Consider the following 20,460-nt stretch of genomic DNA (forward strand, 5'->3'; position numbering starts at 1 on the left):
GGGTCGATGAGATCGCGCGACCTGGCCCTCGCCGCCTGGTCCGTCGTGCTCGCCGTCGTGATCCTGGGCCCGCTGGCCGTCGGCGGCCGTTACCTTCTGCTGCGCGACGCGGTCTCCACGCCCCGCTCGTACCTCACCGATACCGCCCTCGGACTCGGCGACAACGCCGCGCGCGCCACGCCGCAGGACGCCCTGCTGGCCGTCGGATCCCAGGTCGTCGACGGCGGCCTCCTGGTCACGGCGCTGCTGTTCGTCGCGCTGGTGGCCGCGGGTTGGGGCTTCGGCCGAGCCGCGCTCGCGGTGCTGGACGCCGTGGGCCGGCCCGCGGGGCCGGGCGCGGGCCTCGCCGCCGCCACGGTGGGGTTGTGGAATCCGTTCGTCGCCGAGCGGCTGCTGCAGGGGCACTGGAGCCTCCTGGCCGGGTACGCGGCGATCGGCTGGGCCGTGGTCGTCGGCCTGCGGATGCAGGGGCGGGCGCAGCTCGGCGGCTTCGCGGCGTGTCTCGCCGCGGGCGGCCTCACGCCGACGGGTGCGGTCTTCGCGCTGATCGCGGGCGTGGTGGCCGCGCCGCGGCGGTGGGCGTGGCAGCTGGGGCTGTTCGTCTGCGCAGCGGCGCCGTGGCTCTACCCGTCGCTCGTCTCGGGCAGCGGCGTGCGCGCCGACCCGGCCAGCGTCGCCGCCTTCGCCGCCCGCGCCGAGCCGGGCCTCGGAACGCTCGGCTCCCTCGCGGGGCTCGGGGGCATCTGGAACCGGCAGGCCGTGCCCGACGGTGCCCCCTGGCTCTGGACCGTTCTCGCCCTCACACTGGTGACGGGTGGGCTGTTCGTGCTCCGCACGCGGCTGCTCGCCCCACCGCTGGGCCGGATCGCCCTGCTCGCGCTCTGCGCGGTGGTGCTGCCGGCGCTCGCAGCGACCGGCCCGGGGACGGCGTTACTCGAGGCGGTGGTGCAGGCGATCCCGGGCAGCGGGCTGCTGCGCGACGGGCAGAAGTGGGTGGCGCTGGCCGTGCCGCTGTACGCGACGTGCGCCGCCGCCCTCGTCGGGGCGGTACCGGCCGCGGCGCGCGCCGCGGGCGCGGTGGTGGCGGTGGCGCTGCCGATCGCGGTGCTGCCGGGCCTCGCGTGGGGCGTGGGCGGCGCGCTCGCCCCGGTGACCTACCCGGCGGCGTGGCGCACCGTCGCCGAGGCGGTGCCCGCCGGCCGCGGGTCGGTCGCGGTGCTGCCGCCGGGCATGTTCCGGACGTATGCGTACGGGCCCGACGCGCCGGTCCTCGACCCTGCGCCGCGGATGCTGCGGGCGCCCGTTCTTCAGACTGGTGAACTTCGCATCGGCGGGAAGTCCGTCGACCGCGTGCCGGGTGCCGCGTCCGACGCGGAGGCCGCGCTCGCGGCGGGCGGCGACGCCCTCGGTGGCCGGCTGGCGGAGCTGGGCGTCGGCTGGGTTCTCGTGGAGGCCGTATCCGCCGATGGCGGGGCCGCCTTCCCCGCGGTGCCGCTCCCCGGCCTCGCTCTTGCCGTCGACACCCCTGAACTGCGGCTTTATCGGGTCCCCGGCGAGATCACGACGGTCTCGGCGTCGAGCGCGGAGCGGGCCGGCGCGGTCGCGGCCCATCTGCTGTGGGCGGCGGTCCTGTTCGGCGGCGCGGCTGCGGCCGCAACGGGCCGGGCCCGCGGAAGCGTCATACCCGACGGTGCCGCCCCGGCCCCGGCCACATGATGGTGGGTGCCCGACGAAATGTGAACCCCTCACACTTGTCAGGTTTCTCACCCTACGCGCGTCTTTTGCTGCGCTACCGACTTCGACATCATGGTCTCCATGATCTCCGGTTTCTCAGAGCAGTGGCAGTGCCCATCGGGTGAGTGGACCGTCTGGGCTCCGGACGAGACCACGAAGGAGGCGATGCGCACCGCCCCCGACCTGGACGTCTGCACGTCCTACGTGCAGGCCGACCACTTGCGCAGCGGCATCACCGGCGAGGCGTGCACCCGCCGCCTGGTGTTCACCACATTCACGATCCACGATGTTTTCGAGGAAGCAACCGTCGCATCGGTCTTCGCCGATTTCGTGCGGGCGCACGGCGTCTTCCACACCGCTTTCCCGGTCTCGACCGATCCGGATCCGCGCGGGCGCACCCTCGCGCCGGAGCAGATCGCCCTCGCGATCGAGGCCACGTCGGACGCGCATCCCGGCTCCACCGTCAAGGACTACCTCATGGCGAACGTGCCGGAGCTGCACGAGTGGGCGGCGTTCGCCTTCGCGGTGACCGGGGTCGAGAACGCGCGGCCCGGGACGCCGGCGCCGCACTTCCAGATGGTCGTGTGCTCGGACCACCTGTACACGGACGGCGTCTCGCAGGCCGTGAGCTTCTTCGAGCTCGTCTCCCGGTACACGGCGGCGCGGGCCGGCGTCGAGTACACGCCGGTGCCGGTGCGGCCGCACCGCGAGTTCACCCGCGAGCAGCGCACGCTGGCCGCCACGCTCACCCCGACCCATCCGGACGTCGTGCAGTGGCGCGAGACGCTGCGCCGAGCCGGCGGTATGCCGCGCTTCCCGCTGCCGCTGGGCCTGGCCGACGGCGAGGCCGCCCCGGGCCGCATCGCGGTGCACGGCTCGTTCATCGACGCCGACCGCACCGCGCGGTTCAGTGCGGCGGCCAAGCGGGCCGGCGCGAACATGAACAGCGCACTCCTGGCCACCCTGGGCCAGGTGCACCTGGGCCTCACCGGCGACGAACTGTTCACCATGCTCATCCCCCGCGCCGATCGGTCCGCCACCGGTGACGCGATGGCCGTCGGCTGGTACGTCACCCTGGTGCCCGTGCAGTTCTCGGCGTCCGGGACGTTCGACCAGGTCGCACGGAACGCGCACGAGGCGGTCGCGACGGCGAAGCAGCTGGATCGCACCCCGGTCTTTCCGGTGATCGACCTGCTGGCCGACGATCCCGACTTCCCCGTGGAGCACGGCTTCACCGCGCCGATGCTCTCCTACATCGACGTCACTCGGGTCCCGGGCGCGGAACTGGCGCGGCAGCACGACCTCTCGGTGTTCGCGAACGCCACGCCCTCGCGCGAGGTCTTCACGTGGATCAACCGCGACGAGTCGGGCCTCGACTTCAACGCGATGCACCCGGACACGCCGCAGGCGACCCGCTCGGTGGACATCGTCTTCCGCCTGCTCCGCGACCGCGTCATCGAGGTCGCCGACCGCTCCCCCGCCCTCGTCTCGGCGTAGTGCCCTCGGGATCCGCACCCGACACCGGGTGCGGATCCGAGCGGGTGCGGATCCGAGCCGGTGCGGATCGGAGCGGCGGTCAGTGACCCCGGCGGATCCACTCCTCCAGGTGCGGGGACTCGGCGCCCAGCGTCGTGCCGTCGCCGTGGCCGGTGTGCACGACCGTCTCCGGCGGCAGCGCGAACAGGCGGTCGCGGATGGACTCGATGATCACCAAGAAGTCGCTGTACGAGCGGCCGGTGGCTCCGGGGCCGCCGGCGAACAGGGTGTCGCCGCTGAACAGCAGGCCCGCCTCGGGCAGGTACAGGCAGACCGATCCCGGCGAGTGGCCGGGCGCGTGGATCACGCGGATCTCCGTGCCGCCGATCGCGATCCGGCCGTCGTCCGTCAGATCCTCGTGCCCGACACCCGGGTGGCTCATCTCCCACAGCACGTCGTCGCCGGGGTGCAGCAGGATCGGCGCGTCGAGCCGCTCGGAGAGCTCCGGCGCGACCGTCACGTGATCGTCGTGCCCGTGGGTGCACACGATGCCGCGCACCGTCCGCCCGCCGACCGCCGCGACGATCGGCTCGGCGGAGTGCGCGGCGTCGACCACCACGACCTCGCTGTCGTCGCCGACCAGCCAGACGTTGTTGTCCACGTCCCAGGTGCCGCCGTCGAGGCTGAAGGTGCCGGACGTGACGACGCGTTCCACGTGCAGCGTCACAGGACCACCACCGATCGCAGCACCTCGCCGCGGTGCATGGTCGAGAACGCCTGCTCCACCTCGTCGAGCCCGATCCGCTCGGTGACGAACTTCTCCAGGGGCAGGCGCCCCTGCTGGTACAGGTCGACCAGCTGGGGGAAGTCCCGCTCGGGCAGGCAGTCGCCGTACCACGACGACTTGAGAGCCCCACCGCGCGAGAAGAAGTCGATGAGCGGCATGTCCAGGGTGAGGTCCGGGGTGGGCACGCCGACCAGGACGACGGTGCCCGCCAGGTCGCGGGCGTAGAACGCCTGCTTCCAGGTCTCGGGGCGGCCCACGGCGTCGATCACCACGTCGGCGCCGAAGCCGTCGGTCAGTTCCTGGATCGCCTCCACCGCATCCGTGTCCGCGGCGTTGACGGTGTGGGTGGCGCCCAGTTCGCGGGCCCACTCCAGCTTCTTCGGGTCGCGGTCGACGGCGATGATGGTCCGCGCGCCGACCAGGCGGGAGCCCGCGATCGCCGCGTCACCCACACCGCCGCAACCGATCACGGCCACGGTGTCGCCGCGGGAGACGCCGCCGGTGTTGACGGCGGCGCCGAGGCCGGCCATCACGCCGCAGCCGAGGAGTCCCACGACGGCGGGATCGGCCTCGGGATCGACCTTGGTGCACTGCCCCTGGTGCACCAGCGTCTTCTCGGCGAAGGCGCCGATGCCGAGAGCGGGCGAGAGCTCCGTACCGTCCTCGAGGGTCATCTTCTGCGTGGCGTTGAAGGTGTCGAAGCAGTACTGCGGCTTGCCGCGCTTGCAGGCGCGGCACTGGCCGCACACGGCGCGCCAGTTGAGCACCACGAAATCGCCCGGGGCGACGTGATCGACTCCCTCGCCCACGGTTTCGACGATGCCGGCGGCCTCGTGGCCGAGCAGGAAGGGGAACTCGTCGTTGATGCCGCCCTCGCGGTAGTGCAGATCGGTATGGCAGACACCGCACGCCTGCACCGCGACGACCACCTCACCGGGGCCGGGATCGGGGATCACGATGGGGGCCACCTCGACGGGCTGCCCCTTCGCGCGGGCGACGATTCCTCTGACGGTCTGCGGCACGGTTGTCCTCCTGGTCCGGGTGCGGCTGTCACCATCCTCGCACCGGGCCGAGGGGAATTCGAGCGCAATGCACGTGGTTCCGCCAGTCGGCGGGGATGCCGCCGACGGGGCCGGGCACGGCCCGATCGACGAGGCGACTCCGCTGATCGGCGAGCCGCGGACTGTCGCTCAGGGCTGCGCGCCTTCTCCCGCCTCGCCGGGATCGTCGACCACGTCGCCGCCCTGCGGCCCGTCGATGGGCAGCTCCACGGTGAACACGGTGTTCCCGGGCTCCGACCGCACCGCCAGGTCGCCCTGATGCTTGTTCACCACGATCCGCCAGGAGATGTCCAGTCCCAGGCCGGTTCCTTCGCCGACGCCCTTGGTGGTGAAGAAGGGCTCGAAGATGCGCGGCAGGACGTCGGCGGGGATGCCGGTCCCGGTGTCGGCGACCTCGACGATCACCGCGTCGTCCTTGCGGTGCGCGCGCAGCGTCAGCGTGCCGTGGCCGCCCATCGCCTGCACGGCGTTGTCGATGAGGTTGGTCCACACCTGGTTCAGCTCGGCGCCGTAGCCCCGGATGTCGGGCAGGTCGGGGTCGTAGTCACGGACCACGGTGACGCCACCGTCGCCGATCTTGCGGCTGAGCATCACGACGGTGCTGTCGAGCAGCTCGCGCACGTCGAGCACCTGGAAGGGCGCGCGATCCATCTGCGAGTACTGTTTGGCCGCCTGGACCAGGGTCGAGATCCGGCTCGTGGCCTCGCTGATCTCGTTCATGAGCAGCTCGGTCTCGACGGTGTAGTACAGCCAGCGCAGCGCGGCGGACAGCATCCGATCGTCCTCCAGCGAGCCCGCGACGCGGTCGAGGAAGTCGGTTCGTAGGCCCGCGGCCACGAAGACGGGCGCGAGCACGTGCCCATCGCCGATGTCGTGGTCGTCGAGCCAGTCCATGAGCTCGTCCTCGCGGTCGGAGGCCTCGAGCGGACCCAGATCCGGGGCGGACGCCACCGCCTCGACCGCCTCCTCCTGGAATTTCACGAGGTCGACGAGGCGGGTCCGGTCCATCTTGCCGCCGGCGATGCCGGCCAGCTTGTGCCGCATGCCGCCGACGCGGGTGCGCATCTCCGCCGCGGCGCGGGTGGCCGCGCCCGCGGGGTTGTTCAGCTCGTGCGTGAGTCCGGCGGAGAGGGAGCCCAGCGCCAGCAGCCGCTCGCGCTGCTCGACCATCTGCCGGCTGCGCTGGCCGCCGTAGAAGACGCCCTCCAGCAGGTGCACCGCCATCGGGAACCACTCGTGCATCGCCTTGTTGAACTCCTCGGCGGGAAGCAGGAAGAACTGCGCCTCGGTCACCGCGCGCATGGACGAGTTGTACTGCGTCTGCGTCGGGCCGCCCTTGCCGAGGAACGCCGACCACGCGCCCGCGTAGGCGCCCCGCTGGTCGGAGCGGTTGGTCTCGACCTCGACGTCGCCCACCTTCTGCGACAGCGCGATCGTTCCCTTGAGCAGCACGTACAGCCATTGCGCCGGATCGCCGGTGGAGTAGACGGGGCCGGCGGGGAAGGTCTCCACGTGGCCGCGTTGGCACAGCCACTCCAGCTGCTCGTCGCTGAGCTTCTCGAACAGGAACAGGGTGCGCAGTTCGTCGACGAAGCACGGGTCATGAGTGCTCACGAGTCGACTCCTTCCAGGTAGCGGTGGACGAACATGACGGCCATCGCGCCCTCGCCCACCGCGGAGGCGACGCGCTTCGCCGACTCGGACCGCACGTCGCCGGCGACGAAGATGCCCGGGACGCTCGACTCCAGGAGGAACGGCGGACGGTCCAGTCCCCATCCCGCGGGGGCGGCACCGTCGGGCGTGAGATCCGGGCCGGTCAGCACGAAGCCGCGCGCGTCCCGCTCGACGACGCCGTCGAGCCAGTCCGTGCGCGGCTCGGCGCCGATGAAGACGAAGAGGAAATCGGCCGGCACCTGCTCCGTCTCGCCCGACAGGGTGTCGCGCAGGGTGAGCCCGGTGAGGTGGTCGTCGCCGTGGGCCTCGACCACCTGCGTGTGGGGCCGGACGTGCACGTTCTCGATCGCACCCAGCTGCTGGATGAGGTAGTACGACATCGACGCCTCGAGCGACGGGCCGCGCACCAGCAGCGTCACCGAGCGCGCGCCCTTCGACAGGAACGCCGCCGCCTGGCCCGCGGAGTTCGCGCCGCCCACGATGTAGACGTCCTGCCCCGCGCAGGCCGGCGCCTCCGTCATGGCGGAGCCGTAGAAGATGCCGGCGCCCGTGAGCCGCTCCATCCCGGGCGCGTCCAGCTGCCGGTAGGCGACGCCCGTCGCGAGAATGACGGTATGGGCGCCCACGACGGTGCCGTCGGAGAACCGCAAGCGCCGCCCCGAACCCGTCACCTCCAGCTCGACGACGTCGGCGGCCGTGATCATCTCGGCGCCGAACTTGGTGGCCTGCCGCCGCGCCCGGTCGGTGAGCTGGGTGCCTGAGACCCCGTCGGGGAAGCCGAGGTAGTTCTCGATCCGGGAACTCTGCCCGGCCTGTCCGCCGGTCGCGGACCGCTCGACGAGCACCGTCCGCAGCCCTTCGGAGGCGCCGTAGACGGCGGCGCCCAGGCCGGCCGGACCGGCTCCGACGACGACCAGGTCGTAGAACTCCTCCGACGGGGTGGTGTTCAGGCCGACGTGCGCCGCCAGTTCGCTGTCCGACGGTGCGCTCAGCGCGGTCCCGTCGGCCGCGGCGACGAGCGGGAGCTGCTGCGCATCGGCGCCCGCGGCGGCGAGGAGCCGCTGCCCCTCGGGCGATTCGGCGGTGTACCAGCGGTACGAGATCTGGTTGCGGGCCAGGAACTCCCGCACCTCGGACGATCGCGCCGACCACCGGTGGCCGACGACCTTGATCTCCGGGACGGGACGGTGGTCGCTGCACAGCCAGGCCTCCAGCTGCGCGTCGATCACGGGGTAGAGCTTCTCCTCCGGCGGATCCCAGGGCTTGAGGAGGTAGTGGTCGAGGTCGACCACGTTGATCGCCTCGATCGCGGCGCCCGTGTCCGCGTACGCCGTGAGCAGCAGCCGTCGGGCGCCCGGATAGACGTCCATCGCCGCCTCGAGGAACTCCAGGCCGGACATCTGCGGCATGCGGTAGTCCGCGAGGATCGCGGCCACCAGGTCGCCGCGGAGTTTGAGTTCCTTGAGCGCCTCCAGGGCCTGCTCGCCGCTCTCCGCGCGCACGATCCGGTACTCGTCTCCGTACTTGCGCCGCAGATCTCGGGCCACCGCGCGGGACACGCTCGGATCGTCATCGACGGTCAGGATCGCGGGTCGCCGCTTCTCGGATTCAGCCACAGTTTCAGATTACGACGACCGCGACCTCCGCGTCGGCGAGTGCAGCTCTCAGCGAACACATCGGGTCCGCGTGGATCGCGATGTCAGCGTGCATCGACATTGAGCCCCTTCTTCGCCCGGCGCAGCGCGTAGACACCGACAGCGATCTCGCCCGCACCGAAGATCGCCATCGCCGCGCCGAGGATCGTGCGGATGTCGGGCCACGTCGACCAATCGCGGATCAGCGCCGCCGCCAGAACGACCACACCGAGGCCGATGAACGCCCACGCCATCAGCGGCGTCACCTCACGTTGCCTCATGTGTTCACGGTAACGGATACCAGGCGTACTAGTCAGCAGCGGCCGCGACTCACTCGTTCACGTGGTCCCCGTCGAGTGTCGTCCCCCGCGCGACGCCGATCCGCCCGCCCGGCGTTCGAACCCCCACCAGAAGCCGCTCGTGCCATGGGGGACCGGCTGTCCCCCACGCCGCGTTCCGTCCCCCACCACAAGCCGCGATCACCTCGCAGGGGACCGGCCGACCCCCACGCCGCGTTCCGTCCCCCACCAGAAGAACCGCTGCTGAGCAGCGGAAACGCCCGGCTCGCGGTCAGACCAGCCCGCCGACGTGCTCGCCCGCGACCGACGCGCGGAGGACGCGCGAGACTCCGTCGGCGGTGGCGGGCCACGAGAACTCCCCCGCGCGCTCCCGCGCCTTGGCGCCGAGCTCCTCCCGCAGCAGGGGGTCGCTGAGCAGCGCGTAGACCGATTCGGTGAGCCCGGCGAGGTCGCGGACCAGCAGGCCGGTGGCGCCGTCGACCACGGAGTCGGTGAGCCCGCGCGAGCTGACGTACCCCACGGTCGGCACCGCGTGCTGCGCCGCCTCGATCACGGTGATGCCCCAGCCCTCCTTGCGCGACGGCATGACGTGCACCCACGCGCGGGAGAGCAGGCGATGCTTGCGCTGCTCGGTGACATGGCCGTGGAAGGTCACCCGGTCGAGCACGCCGAGCTTCGCCGCATGCTGGTACAGCTCGGAATCCCACCACCCGCTGCCGATGACGTCGAGGTGCAGATCGGGAACGCGGCGAGCGAGGCGGGCGAGCACGTCGAGCGCGTCCTCGATCTGCTTGTGCGGCACCAGCCGGGAGAGCACGACGATGCGCGGCGTCGCCGATCGCACGTCCGCGACACCGGGCGCGACGGCGTCGATCCCGTTGCGCACCACAGCCACCCGCTCCGGCCCTACGCCGAGCAAGGCCAGCTCCTCCGCCGAGGGCAGCGAGACGGTGAGGTACTGCGAGCGGCGGTGCAACCACGGCGAGAGCCGCGACTCGATGAACCAGCCGATCCGCGCCACCAGCCGGCCCGCGACGGGCCACTGCTCGCGGTGGCAATGGTGCACGAGCACCGTCACGGGCACGCCCGCGACGAGCCGCGCGAAGAACGGGATGCCGTTCTGCGTGTCGATCACCGCGTCGGGGCGGATGCCGCGCAGCGGTCCGCGTCCGAACCGCGCGAGAAGGATCGCGAGGAGCGCCAGCGGGTAGACGGTGAACCGCCCTCCACCCCGCGAGATGCGCACGCCGCGCACGGTCTCGGACCGGGCGGCGCCGGGGTACATCGCGGTCCGCAGCGTGACCCGCACGCCGCGGGCGGCCAGTTCCTCCCCGACGCGCTCGAGGTACAGCTCACTACCGCCACCCTGCGGGTGGCGGGTGTCACGCCAACACAGCAGGAGGACCTCACGCACGCGTCCTAGGGTACCGTCCGGTGGCGTGTACCCCGCGACCTGGAAAAAGGCCACCGCCCGCCTCCGCCGCCGCGCGACGCTCAAGCGCTCGGTGGGGCTGCTGTCCGACTTCCGGTTCGAGCAGTCGGAGCCGGCCCGCTTCTACGGCTCGCTGGCGCGCGACACCGTCGAGCTGACCGGCGACCTGTTCGGGGACCTCGACGGCGCCCTCGTCCTCGACGTCGGCGGCGGGCCCGGCTACTTCGAGGACGCCTTCGCCGAGTACGGCGCCGTCTACGTGCCGGTGGAACCCGATCCGTCGGAGGCGCACGCCGCCGGGATCACCTCGTCGCGAGGCCTGCGCGGCTCCGGCCTCGCGCTGCCCATCGCCGACGGTGCCGTCGACGTCTGTCTCTCGTCCAACGTCGCCGAGCACGTGCGCGACTGGCAGCGGATGGGCGAGGAGATGCTGCGCGTCACCCGCCCCGGCGGCATGGTGATCCTGAGCTACACGCTGTGGTACGGCCCGTTCGGCGGTCACGAGATGGGGCTGACGCACTACCTCGGCGGCGCGCGTGCCGCCCGCAGGTACACCCGCAAGCACGGGCACCCGCCGAAGAACCTCTACGGGACGTCGCTGTTCGCGGTGACCGCGGCCGACGGCCTGCGCTGGGCCGGCACCGTCGACGACGCCGAGCTCGTGGCCGCATTCCCGCGCTACCACCCGTCGTGGGCGTGGTGGATGGTGCGGGTGCCGGGCCTGCGGGAGCTGCTCGTCTCCAACCTGGTCCTGGTCTTCCGCAAGAACTGACACACCGCGGGTCCATCGACGACCGCGCTGCTGGTCATCCGACGACGCGGCTCAACTTGTCCGGATTGCGCACGACGTAGACGGCGGTCACCTGCGCGCCCTCGACCTCGACGCACATCACCAGGTCGACGACCCGGTCGAACGAGACGACCACCCCCGGCATGCCGTTGAACACCCCGAAGCGCAGCCCCATCTCGCCGAAGTCCCCGGACTTGCGCAGGGTGCCGATCATCATTCGCGCGACCCGATCCGCGCCGAGGACCGGCCGGCGTGCCGCGGACTTCACGCCGCCGCCGTCCCCGACGTACACCACGTCGGGCGCCAGCAGGTCCATCAGCGACTGCACGTCGCCGCTCGCCGTGGCCGCGAGGAAGCGTTCGGCGACGTCCCGCGCCGTCGCCGGGTCCGCCACCGCCCGTGGCCTCCGGGCTCGCACATGCCCGCGGGCGCGATGGGCGGTCTGGCGCACCGTCGCCTCGCTCTTGCCGACCGCCTCCGCGATCTCGGGATACCCGAACTCGAACACCTCCCGAAGGACGAAGACGGCCCTCTCGGTGGGCGTCAGGGACTCCAGGACCAGCAGCATCGCCGTGGTCACGGCCTCGCCGGTGAGCACGTGCTCCGCCGGCCCGTCGGCCGACGGCGCCTCGAGAGGCTCCGGCAACCACGGCCCGACGTACTCCTCGCGCCGCCGCGACGCGGTGCGCAGCGCGTTGAGCGCCTGCCGGGTCACGATCCGCGCGAGGTAGGCCCGCGGATTCGCGACGGTGCCGAGATCCACCTCGCGCCACCGCAGATAGCTCTCCTGCAGCACGTCCTCCGCATCCGCGACGCTGCCCACGATCTCGTACGCGACGGAGAACAACAGCGGGCGATGCGCGGCGAAGACGTCTTCGGCACTCATCGCGGCGCGGGCAGCCACGCGTAGCGCGCAGTCCGGGCGGCGCCCTTGGCCATTCGGCACACCCGCTCCTTCACCCAGGCCGCGGAGCGGCCGCCGAACTGGATCCTGGTGGGGGTGTCGTCGCGCCGAGCCGCCTGGATCACCGCGCTGGTCCGGCCGATCGAGACGTTCTGCCCCGTGTACCCCATCGAGTACGCCCTTTCGGGCTGCCCGCCAGCTCGCGCGCCAGGTTGTCGGCGCCGTGCGCGCCCTGCGGCAACGCGGTCTGGCAACTCAGCCGCGCGCCCGGCACGGCCGCGCCGTCGCCCACGGCACGGATCCGGGGGTCGGAGACGCTCCGCAGGAACTCGTCGACCACCACCCGGCCGGCGGAGTCCACCGCGAGGCCGCTGCGTGCCGCCAGGTCGCTGACCTGCGCCGCGATCGCCCACAGCACGAGGTCGGCACCGTCGGCGTCGTCGATCCTGCCGCGCTCTACGGCGACGCCGAGGCGGTCGAGCTCACGCCGCACCCGCGCCCGCGCGCCGGTCCCGAGCGACGCCCCGACCTCGCCCTCGCTGCGCAGGGTCACCCGCAGGCCCGGGCGGGCCTCGGCGACCTCGGCGGCGGTCTCGATTCCGGTCAGCCCCCCTCCCACGACGGTGACGGCGGCCCCGTCGGGCAGGGCGGCGAGTGCCGCGCGCGCCTCGTCAGCCGACTCGAGGGTGCCGACCGCGAGGGTGCCCGGCGGTGCGGTCGGCGCCCCGCCCGCGGCGTAGATCGCGCGGTCGAACGGGAGGGAGGTGCCGTCGGCGAGGAGCACCGTGCCGTCGCCGATCGTGGCGACGGTGCCCACGACGAGCCGAATCCGCGGGTCGAGCATCTCGGTGAGCGGCGTGACGGCGGAGCCGCTGCCGGCGATGTGCTCGTGCAGCCGCACCCGCTCGACGAACCCGGGCCGCGGGTTGACGACCGTCACCTCGGCGTCCGCCTTCTTCACCAGCCGATTCGCGGCGATGGTGCCCGCATAGCCCGCGCCGATCACGACGACCTTCATGATTGCCTCCTCATGCGAATTCGAGTCTTCCGCACACAGGACACCGCCCGGACACGATCCGTGACACGGGTCGGAGTGAGGCTCAGCCCTCCGCGATCGCGGCCAGCGGCGGGGTGCGGGCGGCGCGGATGGCGGGCAGGATCGCCGCGCCGACGCCGACGAACGCGGAGGCCACCAGCATGGTGAGCACCGTGGACCAGGGCACCACCACGGAACCGAGGCCCTCGTCGCGCAGCGAGTGCACGAGCGAGACGCCCAGCAGCACACCGAGCACCAGCCCGAGGGCGGCACCGAAGACGGCGATGAGCATCGATTCCAGGTAGATCGAGCGGCGGACCTGCGAGCGGATGAGGCCGATCGCGCGGAGCATGCCGATCTCTCGGCGCCGCTCCACCACCGACAACGCCAGGGTGTTGACGATGCCGAGGATCGCGATCACCACGGCGAGTCCGAGCAGCCCGTACAGCACACCCATCAGCGTCGTGATCGTCTGCCCGGCCTGCTCCTTGAGGTCCTCCTGGTCGTCGACGTTCACCACCAGCAGCGGCTTCACGGCCTCCCGCAGGCGCTCCTTGAGGTCGCTCACCGAGGTGCCGTCGGCGGCGTTGACGAACACCGATTGCGGGGTGACGAGCGGGGCCGTGGCGCCGGTCGCGGGCGGGTACACGGTGTTCAGATCGGCGGCGGTGATCACCGGACCGGACAGCGGCCCCCCGGTGGCGGCGTAGATCCCCGTCACGGTGAGCTTCGTCCTCGCGGTGCCGACGGCGGACGTCGGCTCCACCTCGGTGCCCACGTCCCAGCCACGCTCGCGCGCGGTGCGGTCGTCGACGAGTAGCCCGCCCTGTTTCAGCGCCAGCTCGCCCGAGCTCCGGGTGAGGTTGAACGGCGTGGTGACGTCGCCGTCGACGGCGAGGGTGGTGATTCGCTCGCCCCCGATCCGCACCGGCACGGCGTAGAGGATGGTCTTGGCACCGACGCCGGGCACGTCCTTGATCGCCGTCAGCGCCGCGGGCGGCATGCCGAGCGACGGGGCCTGCAGCACGAGGTCGGAGCGGATCCCCTGGTCCACCTGGGCGTCGATCGACTTCTGCATCGACGCGCCGAGCGTGCCGATCACACCCACGAGCGCCACGCCGATCACCAGCGCGAACGCGGTGGCGGTGGTGCGCTGCGGGTTCCGCATCACGTTGGTGCGGCCCAGCCGGCCGGCGGGCCCGAAGGGGGCGGCGATGATCTTGCCGACCCCGCCGAGCAGTGGCGCGACCAGGGCGGGGCCGCCGATCACGATGGCGAGGATCAGCCCGAAGCCGGCGATGCCGACCTCGATCGCGGCGGTGGCGCCGGTCGCGGTGGTGGCCACGAACAGCAGCGCCAGCGAGCACAACAACAGGGCCGCGCCGATGGCGCCGCGCACGAGCAGCGATTGCGGCGAGCCGCCGTCCTGCGCGCGCATTGCGGCGACGGGCGGCACGCGCGAGGCCCGCACCGCGGGGATCAGTGCCGAGATCACGGTCACCACGGTGCCCACCACCATCACGGTGATCACCACGGACGGGCTGATGGCGAGCCCGCCGTCGGGGAAGCCGGCGCCCGCGGCGGTGACGCCTGCGCGCAGGAGCACCGCGAGGCCGATACCGACGGCGAGCCCCAGTGCGCTGCCGATCACGCCCACGACGAGCGCCTCCAGGACCACGGAGTTGCGCACCTGCTCCCGGCCGGCGCCGATGGCCCGGAGCAACGCGAGCTCCGACAGGCGCTGGGCGACCAGCATCGAGAAGGTGTTGTAGATGATGAAGACGCCCACGAGGAGCCCGATGAGGCCGAAGGCCACGAGGAAGTAGTTGAGAAAGCTCAGCCCCTGGTTGATCGTGTCCTCGAACTCCTGCCGCACCTGCGCGCCGGTCTGGACGTTCAGGTCGGGCAGACGCTGGGCGAGCGCATCGCGCAGCTGCTCCGGCGAGGTGCCCTGCGCGGCGCCGACCTCGATGTAGGGGGCCGTGGCGCCGTCGCTGAACAGCTTCTGCGCCTCGCCCTTCGCGAACAGCGCGCCCAGATAGCCGCCCGAGTCGGAGGAGATCGAGTAGGTCCCGACGACCGTGACCTCGGTCGGGCCCGCCGAATTCGGGGCCACGATGGTGGTCTTCGCACCCACAGGCAGCTTCAGCCGCTCGGACGCGGAGTCGTTGAGCACCATCTCGTTCGGGCCCGACGGTGCCCGGCCCCCCGTGATCTTCAGCCCTTCGGGATCGAGATTCTCGCCGGGTGGGAGGTACGCGCCACCCACCTGGGGCGCGCCGGTGGGCGAGGCGACCTCGCCGTCGCCGTCGCGCAGGGCGATGGTGCCGGTGATCGCGGGGACCACGACCCGCACGCCCGGTACCGACTTCACCTGATCCACCACGGAGAGCGGCACCCCCGGGCCCGCGGGCCCGAAGCCACCCTGCCCCTGGGGGTTCTCCGGCGAGATCCGCGCGTCGACGCCGACCGCGATCCGGTCGGAGATCCCGTCGAAGGCCTTCTGCAAGGTGCCCGTGAACACCATCGAGCCTGCGATGAACGACGTGCCGAGCAGCACCGAGAGCACCGTCAGGACGAGGCGCCCCTTGTGCGCCAAGAGGTTCCGCAGCGCCACCCGGCGCATCGGATTCGCCATCAGCCGGCGACGAGGTCGTCGAGGTGGATCATCTTCTCCAGCACCCGGTCCGCGGTGGGGCTGCGCATCTCGTCGACGATGCGTCCGTCGGCGAGGAAGACCACGCGGTCCGCGTAGGAGGCCGCGCGCGGATCGTGCGTCACGATGACCACGGTCTGCCGGAAGTCGTCGACCGCAGCGCGCAGGATGGACAGCACCTCGGCGCCGGACCGCGAATCCAGGTTGCCCGTGGGCTCGTCGCCGAAGATGATCTCCGGCCGGCCGACCAGGGCGCGGGCGCAGGCGACGCGCTGTTGCTGCCCGCCCGAGAGCTCCGTGGGGCGGTGGCCGAGCCGCGGCCGCAGCCCGAGCCGGTCGACGACGGTGTCGAGCCACTGTTGATCGGGCTTGCGGCCCGCGATGTCCAGCGGCAGGGTGATGTTCTCGATCGCCGTGAGGGTGGGAACCAGGTTGAAGCTCTGGAAGACGAAACCGATCCGGTCGCGCCGCAGTTGGGTGATCTGCTTGTCGCCCAGCGAGGTCAGCTCCGTGCCGCCCACCTGGACCGAGCCGCCCGAGGCGGCGTCGAGGCCCGCGAGGCAGTGCATCAGCGTCGACTTGCCCGAACCGGACGGCCCCATGATGGCGGTGAACTCGCCCGCCCGGAAGTCGACCGTGACGCCGGCCAGCGCGTGCACTGCGTTGTCGCCCTCGCCGTAGACCTTGGTGACGTCGACGGCGCGTGCGGCCACCGCCTCGGGCGTGGGCAGCGTCGCCGGCGCGAACTGAGTCTGTGACATGTCAACGAGGATGCCAGAATCTCCGGCCTGCGGCATCAGGGCATTCCCCCAGGACGAACCGGACACATCGGGCCCCGCGCGCCCGCATCCGTCATGATGGACCGATGCGCCTCGAACCACGGATCCTGATGCAGCTCTCCGGCGTGCTCGACCTGCGCGACGGGAAGTTCTTCGGCAGCTGCTTCGGGCACCGGGTGCCCGATGACCTGCTCGCCGCCGTCACCGTGCACGGCGCCGCGACCAATCGCGCCACCGCCGGCTTCGCGTCCCCGTCGCGCGCGCAGCGCGCGATGCCCGTCGAACTGGAGCACTGGGACGCGGTGCCGCCTGCGGACGGCGAATGGGACACCGTGCTGCGCACCCAGCTGTACGTCGACACCTCCGGCTCCGTCGAGTGGTTCTCCCCCACCGCTGCGGGCCCCGGCGAGGTGCTGGAGTTCCCGATGGCCCGCGGCTACTACGAGGTCGAGGCCGCCGCGCGGCACGCCGGCGAGGGCGACGATCACTGGCGACTGCGGTTCTGGGCGTCGCCCGAGAACGGCCCCGATCTCGCCGAGATCCGCGAGATCGCCCTCCTCGCGCGCTGACCGCCGCTACGGTGAAGCGGCGAGGATCGGGGGATCCTCGTCGCTGTCCGGGGGGATCGATGAACACTTCCGCGTTGCAGGCCGTGCACGCCTTCCGCGCCGGCGTGGCCGCGCTGGGCATCGGGATCGGCGAGTTCGAGTCGTCGCCACCCGATTCCGCGCTCGCGCGCCGCGCCTTCGACGCCGCGACGGCCGCCGACCCGGGCATGGCCGATGCCTGGCTCGGCCGTGCCGCGGCCGGCGAGCACACGGCCGAGGTGCTGGCCGCGCTGCACCGCACCGCCGACGCGATCGGCGCCGCCGCCCGCCGCGTCGGCCTACCGCCCGGCGCGCTGAGCAGCACCTTCGCCACCGGACTCTACGTCGACTATCCGCTGCGGGACGCCGCCACCGCCCACGTCGCCTACGCCGCGCGCCTGCTGGCCGACGGCGCGCCCGACGAGGCCGAGCGCGTCCTCGACGCCGCCGGCCCGGCCCCGATCGCGCGGTATCAGCGCGCCGTCGTCGCCGCCCGGACCCGACGGTGGCCGGACGCCCTGGCCGCGCTCGACGGGCACGCCGACTGGGACGACGCCGTGCTCGTCGCCGCGGCGGCCACGATCGCGGGATCCGCCGCGGCACAGCTCGGCCGGTTCGCCGAGGCCGCACGGCTGCTCACCCTCGCGGCCGAGGGGCCGGTGCCCGGCGCCGCCGCCGCGGCCCGCTACTGCCACGCCCTCGTCCTGCGCGAGCAGGGCGACGAGGAGCGCGCCCGGGTCCTGCTGGAGCGGGCGGCACCGTCGTACCCGCCCGCCGAGGCGGCCCTGCGCGACCCGAGCCACCGCCTGGTACTCGACCCCCAGGACGGATGCGCCGCGGCACCGGACGCGCCGGCCGCCGGGGCGGGCGAGGAGCTCCTCGCCGCGGCCGCCGACGAGCTGGCGCGACAGGTGGGGCTGCGCGAGGTGAAGGAGCAGGTCGCCCGCCTGAGGACGACGATGCAGCTCGCCCGGGTGCGCGCCGACCGCGGGCTGTCGAGCGGGAGCCGCTCGCTGCACCTCGCCTTCACCGGGCCGCCCGGCACCGGCAAGACGACCGTGGCGCGCATCGTCGCGCGGATGTACTGCGGGCTGGGGCTGCTGGCGACCGACACGGTGGTCGAGTGCTCGCGCCGTGACCTCGTCGGCCAGTACCTCGGCGCCACCGCGCAGAAGACCTCCGCGGTGATCGACTCCGCGCTCGACGGGGTGCTGTTCATCGACGAGGCCTACACGCTCGTGCAGGAGGGCCTCACGGGCGGCGACGCATTCGGGCAGGAGGCGATCGACACCCTGCTCGCGCGGATGGAGAACGACCGCGACCGGCTCGTCGTGATCGTCGCCGGTTACGACGCCGAGATCGACCGGTTCCTCGGCACCAACGAGGGCCTGGCCTCGCGGTTCGCGCGGCGGATCCGGTTCCCCGGCTACAGCCCGGGCGAGCTCGCCGAGATCGGGGCCGCCCTGGCCCGCTCCCGCGATGCGGTGCTCACCGGCGACGCGGCGGAGGTCCTCGAAACCTGCTGCGCCGGCATCGCCGACCGGCTCGACCGCCTGGGCAACGGCCGCTTCGTGCGGAACGTCATCGAGGCGGCGGAGGAGGAGCGGGAGCTGCGGCTCGTCGACTCCGGGCTGGACCTCGCCGGTGTCGACGAGGCCGTCCTCATGCGGATCGAGGCGGCGGACATGGCGCGGGCACTCGACGGGGTCCTCGGCGCCGCGGTCTGAGCCGGCCCGGTGGAGGGCAGGCGGGGCTACCGGGACGCGGCGACGTTCGCGGCGTAGGCGTCGCTGTTCGACGGCCCGGTGCCGGTCATCATCACCTCGTCGGCGAGCCGATCGGCGGCCTCGAGGTCGATCCCCGTCTCCCGCTGGCTGTGGACCAGGAAGATCTCCCCGCCGAGCGCGGGCTCCTCACCGGCGTAGATCATGCACTCGACGACGATCATGTCGGTCTGCGCCTTGACGGTGTGCGAGGTCAGCCGCAGTCCGAGACTGACGACGTCGCCCACGTGCAGCGGGCGGAGGTACGTGAAGGTCTGGCCGGCGTGCAGGATGGCCGAGAGGTTACAGCCCGGTATGGCCTTGCCGACCACCCCGGACGCGGCCTGCAGCATGGGTGCGCCCAACATCGTGGCCGGCACGACGACATCGTCCGGGAGGCGCCGACTGGCCGCGTAGGGGATGTCCCAGCTGCGGGTCGCGCGAGCGAACGTCCGCACGGTCTCCGCGCCGATCTCGTAAGCATCCGGGAACCACAGTTCCCACTCGTCGGCGACAGCCACGGTCACTCCTCGAGGGCTCCGGCCCCCGCTTCAGTGCGAAGGGACGCACAAGAATAACCACAGGTCCGGTGAGATCCCAAACGGTAGGACCACCCGATGACAACACGGCATGTCAGAGGCACGCCCGTCGGTGACACGGCGGCCGTTCCGCACTAGCGTCGGAGGTATGTGGCGGACCAACTCACTGCGCGTCGCCGTCGTCGGCGCCGGCATCGGCGGGCTTGCGGTGGCCTCCGGTCTGCAGCGCGCCGGCGCCGAGGTGATCGTCCTCGAACAGGCCGCCCGCTTCCTGCCCCGCGGCTCCGGCCTCACGCTGCAGTCCAACGGTTTCACGGCGCTCCGCTCGCTCGGCCTGGAGGAACGGGTGCGGGAGGTCGTCGCCGACGGTCCGCCGTCCGTGCCGTACGGCACGCGCCGAGCGGACGGCACCCGCCTCACCGAGTTCTCGCCGTCCGTCGTCGCCGACCTGCGGGCAGTGGACCGCGCGGACCTGCACCGGGCCCTGCTCCAGGACCTGGCCCCGGACACCGTCCGCCCCGGCATCCGCGTGGAGAGCCTCAGCCGCGAGACCCTGGACCTCGGCCCGACCGGGCTGCTCGAGGACTGGAACGTACTGGTGGGCGCCGACGGCATCCGGAGCCGGGTGCGGGGCAGCCACGCCGGCGACCCCGGGGCCGCGTACTGCGGCTACGGGGCGTGGCGCGGCATCACCGAGACCCCCGTCCCGCTGCTCGACAGCGGCGAGACCTTCGGTCGCGGCGAGCGGTTCGGCTACGTCCCCCTGCGCGACGGGCGCGTCTACTGGTTCGCGGTGCGGCCCGCGGCCGACCCCGATCCGCCCGAACCCGGGGAACTCCAGGATCGCTACGGCCACTGGCACGACCCGATCCCCGCGCTCCTGGCGGCGACCGCCCCGAGGCGCATCGGCTACCAGCCGATCGAGCGACTCGCGCACCCGCTGCGCACCTACGCGCGGGGCCCGGCGGCACTGGTCGGGGACGCCGCGCACGCCATGCCGCCCACCCTGGGACAGGGCGCGAACCTGGCGCTGGAGGACGCGGCCGTGCTCGTCTCCCTGCTCAGGCCGATCGCGCGGGACCACGACCTGCGGGACATCCCGGCCAAGCTCGCCGCCTACGACAAGGCGCGGCGGCCCCGCACACAGTCCATCGCACGGCAGGCGCACCTGATCGGCGCGGCGCTGCAGTGGTCCGCGCCCGCCGTGGTCCGCGGCCGCGACCTCGCGCTGCGCGCCGCCCCGAACGCCGCGATGGACCGGGCCTTCCGCACCGCGCAGCGCTGGTCGCCGCCCGACTGACGCCCGCGA

18 protein-coding genes are annotated in these 20,460 nt (G+C 72.7%); 6 read left to right on the top strand and 12 right to left on the bottom strand.

The genetic code is table 11. The annotated features are described in order from the left end of the window. Positions 1-6: 6 nt before the first annotated feature. Together FK529_RS01905 and FK529_RS01910 are read left to right on the top strand one after the other, a co-directional pair. Complete coding sequence (locus FK529_RS01905) at positions 7-1,716, top strand: MmpA family trehalose lipid delivery protein (RefSeq protein WP_231702872.1); 1,710 nt, start codon at positions 7-9, stop codon at positions 1,714-1,716. 99 nt (positions 1,717-1,815) lie between these two features. Next, positions 1,816-3,231, top strand: a complete 1,416-nt coding sequence (locus FK529_RS01910) for a condensation domain-containing protein (protein WP_146559043.1) — start codon at positions 1,816-1,818, stop codon at positions 3,229-3,231. Between the two features lie 79 nt (positions 3,232-3,310). Here the strand turns inward: FK529_RS01910 and FK529_RS01915 are convergent, their stop codons facing one another. The 6 genes from FK529_RS01915 to FK529_RS01940 all read right to left on the bottom strand — a co-directional run bounded on the left by FK529_RS01915 (position 3,311) and on the right by FK529_RS01940 (position 10,079). Then, positions 3,311-3,937 carry an MBL fold metallo-hydrolase gene (locus tag FK529_RS01915; protein WP_146559045.1) on the bottom strand — a complete coding sequence of 209 codons (627 nt, stop codon included), beginning with the start codon at positions 3,935-3,937 and terminating at the stop codon, positions 3,311-3,313. Then, positions 3,934-5,019, bottom strand: coding sequence for an S-(hydroxymethyl)mycothiol dehydrogenase (locus FK529_RS01920; RefSeq protein ID WP_146559047.1), 1,086 nt, complete (start codon positions 5,017-5,019; stop codon positions 3,934-3,936). Before FK529_RS01920 ends, FK529_RS01915 begins: the two co-directional genes overlap by 4 nt. Positions 5,020-5,187: 168 nt before the next feature. After that, the gene (locus FK529_RS01925) at positions 5,188-6,672 is read right to left on the bottom strand and encodes an ATP-binding protein (protein WP_231702873.1); all 1,485 of its coding nucleotides are present in this window, start codon (positions 6,670-6,672) and stop codon (positions 5,188-5,190) included. Next, the gene (locus tag FK529_RS01930) at positions 6,669-8,348 is read right to left on the bottom strand and encodes an NAD(P)/FAD-dependent oxidoreductase (RefSeq protein WP_146559049.1); all 1,680 of its coding nucleotides are present in this window, start codon (positions 8,346-8,348) and stop codon (positions 6,669-6,671) included. The genes FK529_RS01925 and FK529_RS01930 overlap by 4 nt, the downstream gene beginning before the upstream one ends. A gap of 83 nt (positions 8,349-8,431) precedes the next feature. Further along, on the bottom strand, positions 8,432-8,647 hold the full coding sequence (locus tag FK529_RS01935; protein ID WP_146559051.1) for a hypothetical protein: 216 nt from the start codon (positions 8,645-8,647) through the stop codon (positions 8,432-8,434). 289 nt (positions 8,648-8,936) lie between these two features. Further along, positions 8,937-10,079, bottom strand: coding sequence for a glycosyltransferase family 4 protein (locus FK529_RS01940; protein ID WP_146559053.1), 1,143 nt, complete (start codon positions 10,077-10,079; stop codon positions 8,937-8,939). 25 nt (positions 10,080-10,104) lie between these two features. Here FK529_RS01940 and FK529_RS01945 point away from each other — a divergent pair, with 25 nt between their 5' ends. Beyond that, positions 10,105-10,869, top strand: coding sequence for a class I SAM-dependent methyltransferase (locus tag FK529_RS01945; protein ID WP_146559055.1), 765 nt, complete (start codon positions 10,105-10,107; stop codon positions 10,867-10,869). A gap of 34 nt (positions 10,870-10,903) precedes the next feature. On the opposite strand, the gene FK529_RS01950 is transcribed toward FK529_RS01945, so the two are convergent. The 5 genes from FK529_RS01950 to FK529_RS01965 form a co-directional block, all read right to left on the bottom strand. Beyond that, a complete protein-coding gene (locus FK529_RS01950) occupies positions 10,904-11,773 on the bottom strand; it encodes an RNA polymerase sigma-70 factor (protein ID WP_146559057.1) in 870 nt (289 codons plus the stop codon). Beyond that, the gene (locus tag FK529_RS20430) at positions 11,770-11,961 is read right to left on the bottom strand and encodes a hypothetical protein (protein WP_231702874.1); all 192 of its coding nucleotides are present in this window, start codon (positions 11,959-11,961) and stop codon (positions 11,770-11,772) included. The genes FK529_RS01950 and FK529_RS20430 overlap by 4 nt, the downstream gene beginning before the upstream one ends. Continuing rightward, the gene (locus FK529_RS01955) at positions 11,913-12,809 is read right to left on the bottom strand and encodes an NAD(P)/FAD-dependent oxidoreductase (protein WP_231702875.1); all 897 of its coding nucleotides are present in this window, start codon (positions 12,807-12,809) and stop codon (positions 11,913-11,915) included. Before FK529_RS01955 ends, FK529_RS20430 begins: the two co-directional genes overlap by 49 nt. Positions 12,810-12,891: 82 nt before the next feature. Further along, positions 12,892-15,465 carry an ABC transporter permease gene (locus FK529_RS01960; RefSeq protein ID WP_146559059.1) on the bottom strand — a complete coding sequence of 858 codons (2,574 nt, stop codon included), beginning with the start codon at positions 15,463-15,465 and terminating at the stop codon, positions 12,892-12,894. Beyond that, positions 15,465-16,244 (bottom strand): ABC transporter ATP-binding protein, encoded by a 780-nt coding sequence (locus FK529_RS01965; protein WP_231702876.1) that lies wholly within the window; start codon positions 16,242-16,244, stop codon positions 15,465-15,467. The genes FK529_RS01960 and FK529_RS01965 overlap by 1 nt, the downstream gene beginning before the upstream one ends. Before the next feature lie 104 nt (positions 16,245-16,348). On the opposite strand from FK529_RS01965, the gene FK529_RS01970 reads away from it, so the two are divergent. Beyond that, the gene (locus tag FK529_RS01970) at positions 16,349-16,831 is read left to right on the top strand and encodes a hypothetical protein (RefSeq protein ID WP_146559063.1); all 483 of its coding nucleotides are present in this window, start codon (positions 16,349-16,351) and stop codon (positions 16,829-16,831) included. 59 nt (positions 16,832-16,890) lie between these two features. Then, positions 16,891-18,576: a type VII secretion AAA-ATPase EccA gene (gene eccA / locus FK529_RS01975; protein ID WP_146559065.1), complete on the top strand. Its 1,686-nt coding sequence runs from the start codon at positions 16,891-16,893 to the stop codon at positions 18,574-18,576. A gap of 26 nt (positions 18,577-18,602) precedes the next feature. On the opposite strand, the gene FK529_RS01980 is transcribed toward eccA, so the two are convergent. After that, positions 18,603-19,133 carry an FAS1-like dehydratase domain-containing protein gene (locus FK529_RS01980; protein WP_146559067.1) on the bottom strand — a complete coding sequence of 177 codons (531 nt, stop codon included), beginning with the start codon at positions 19,131-19,133 and terminating at the stop codon, positions 18,603-18,605. A gap of 166 nt (positions 19,134-19,299) precedes the next feature. Between FK529_RS01980 and FK529_RS01985 the strand changes: the two genes are divergently transcribed. Then, on the top strand, positions 19,300-20,451 hold the full coding sequence (locus FK529_RS01985) for an FAD-dependent monooxygenase (protein WP_231702877.1): 1,152 nt from the start codon (positions 19,300-19,302) through the stop codon (positions 20,449-20,451). Positions 20,452-20,460: the final 9 nt, after the last annotated feature.

This window comes from Tsukamurella asaccharolytica, assembly GCF_007858435.1.
GTDB lineage: Bacteria > Actinomycetota > Actinomycetes > Mycobacteriales > Mycobacteriaceae > Tsukamurella > Tsukamurella asaccharolytica.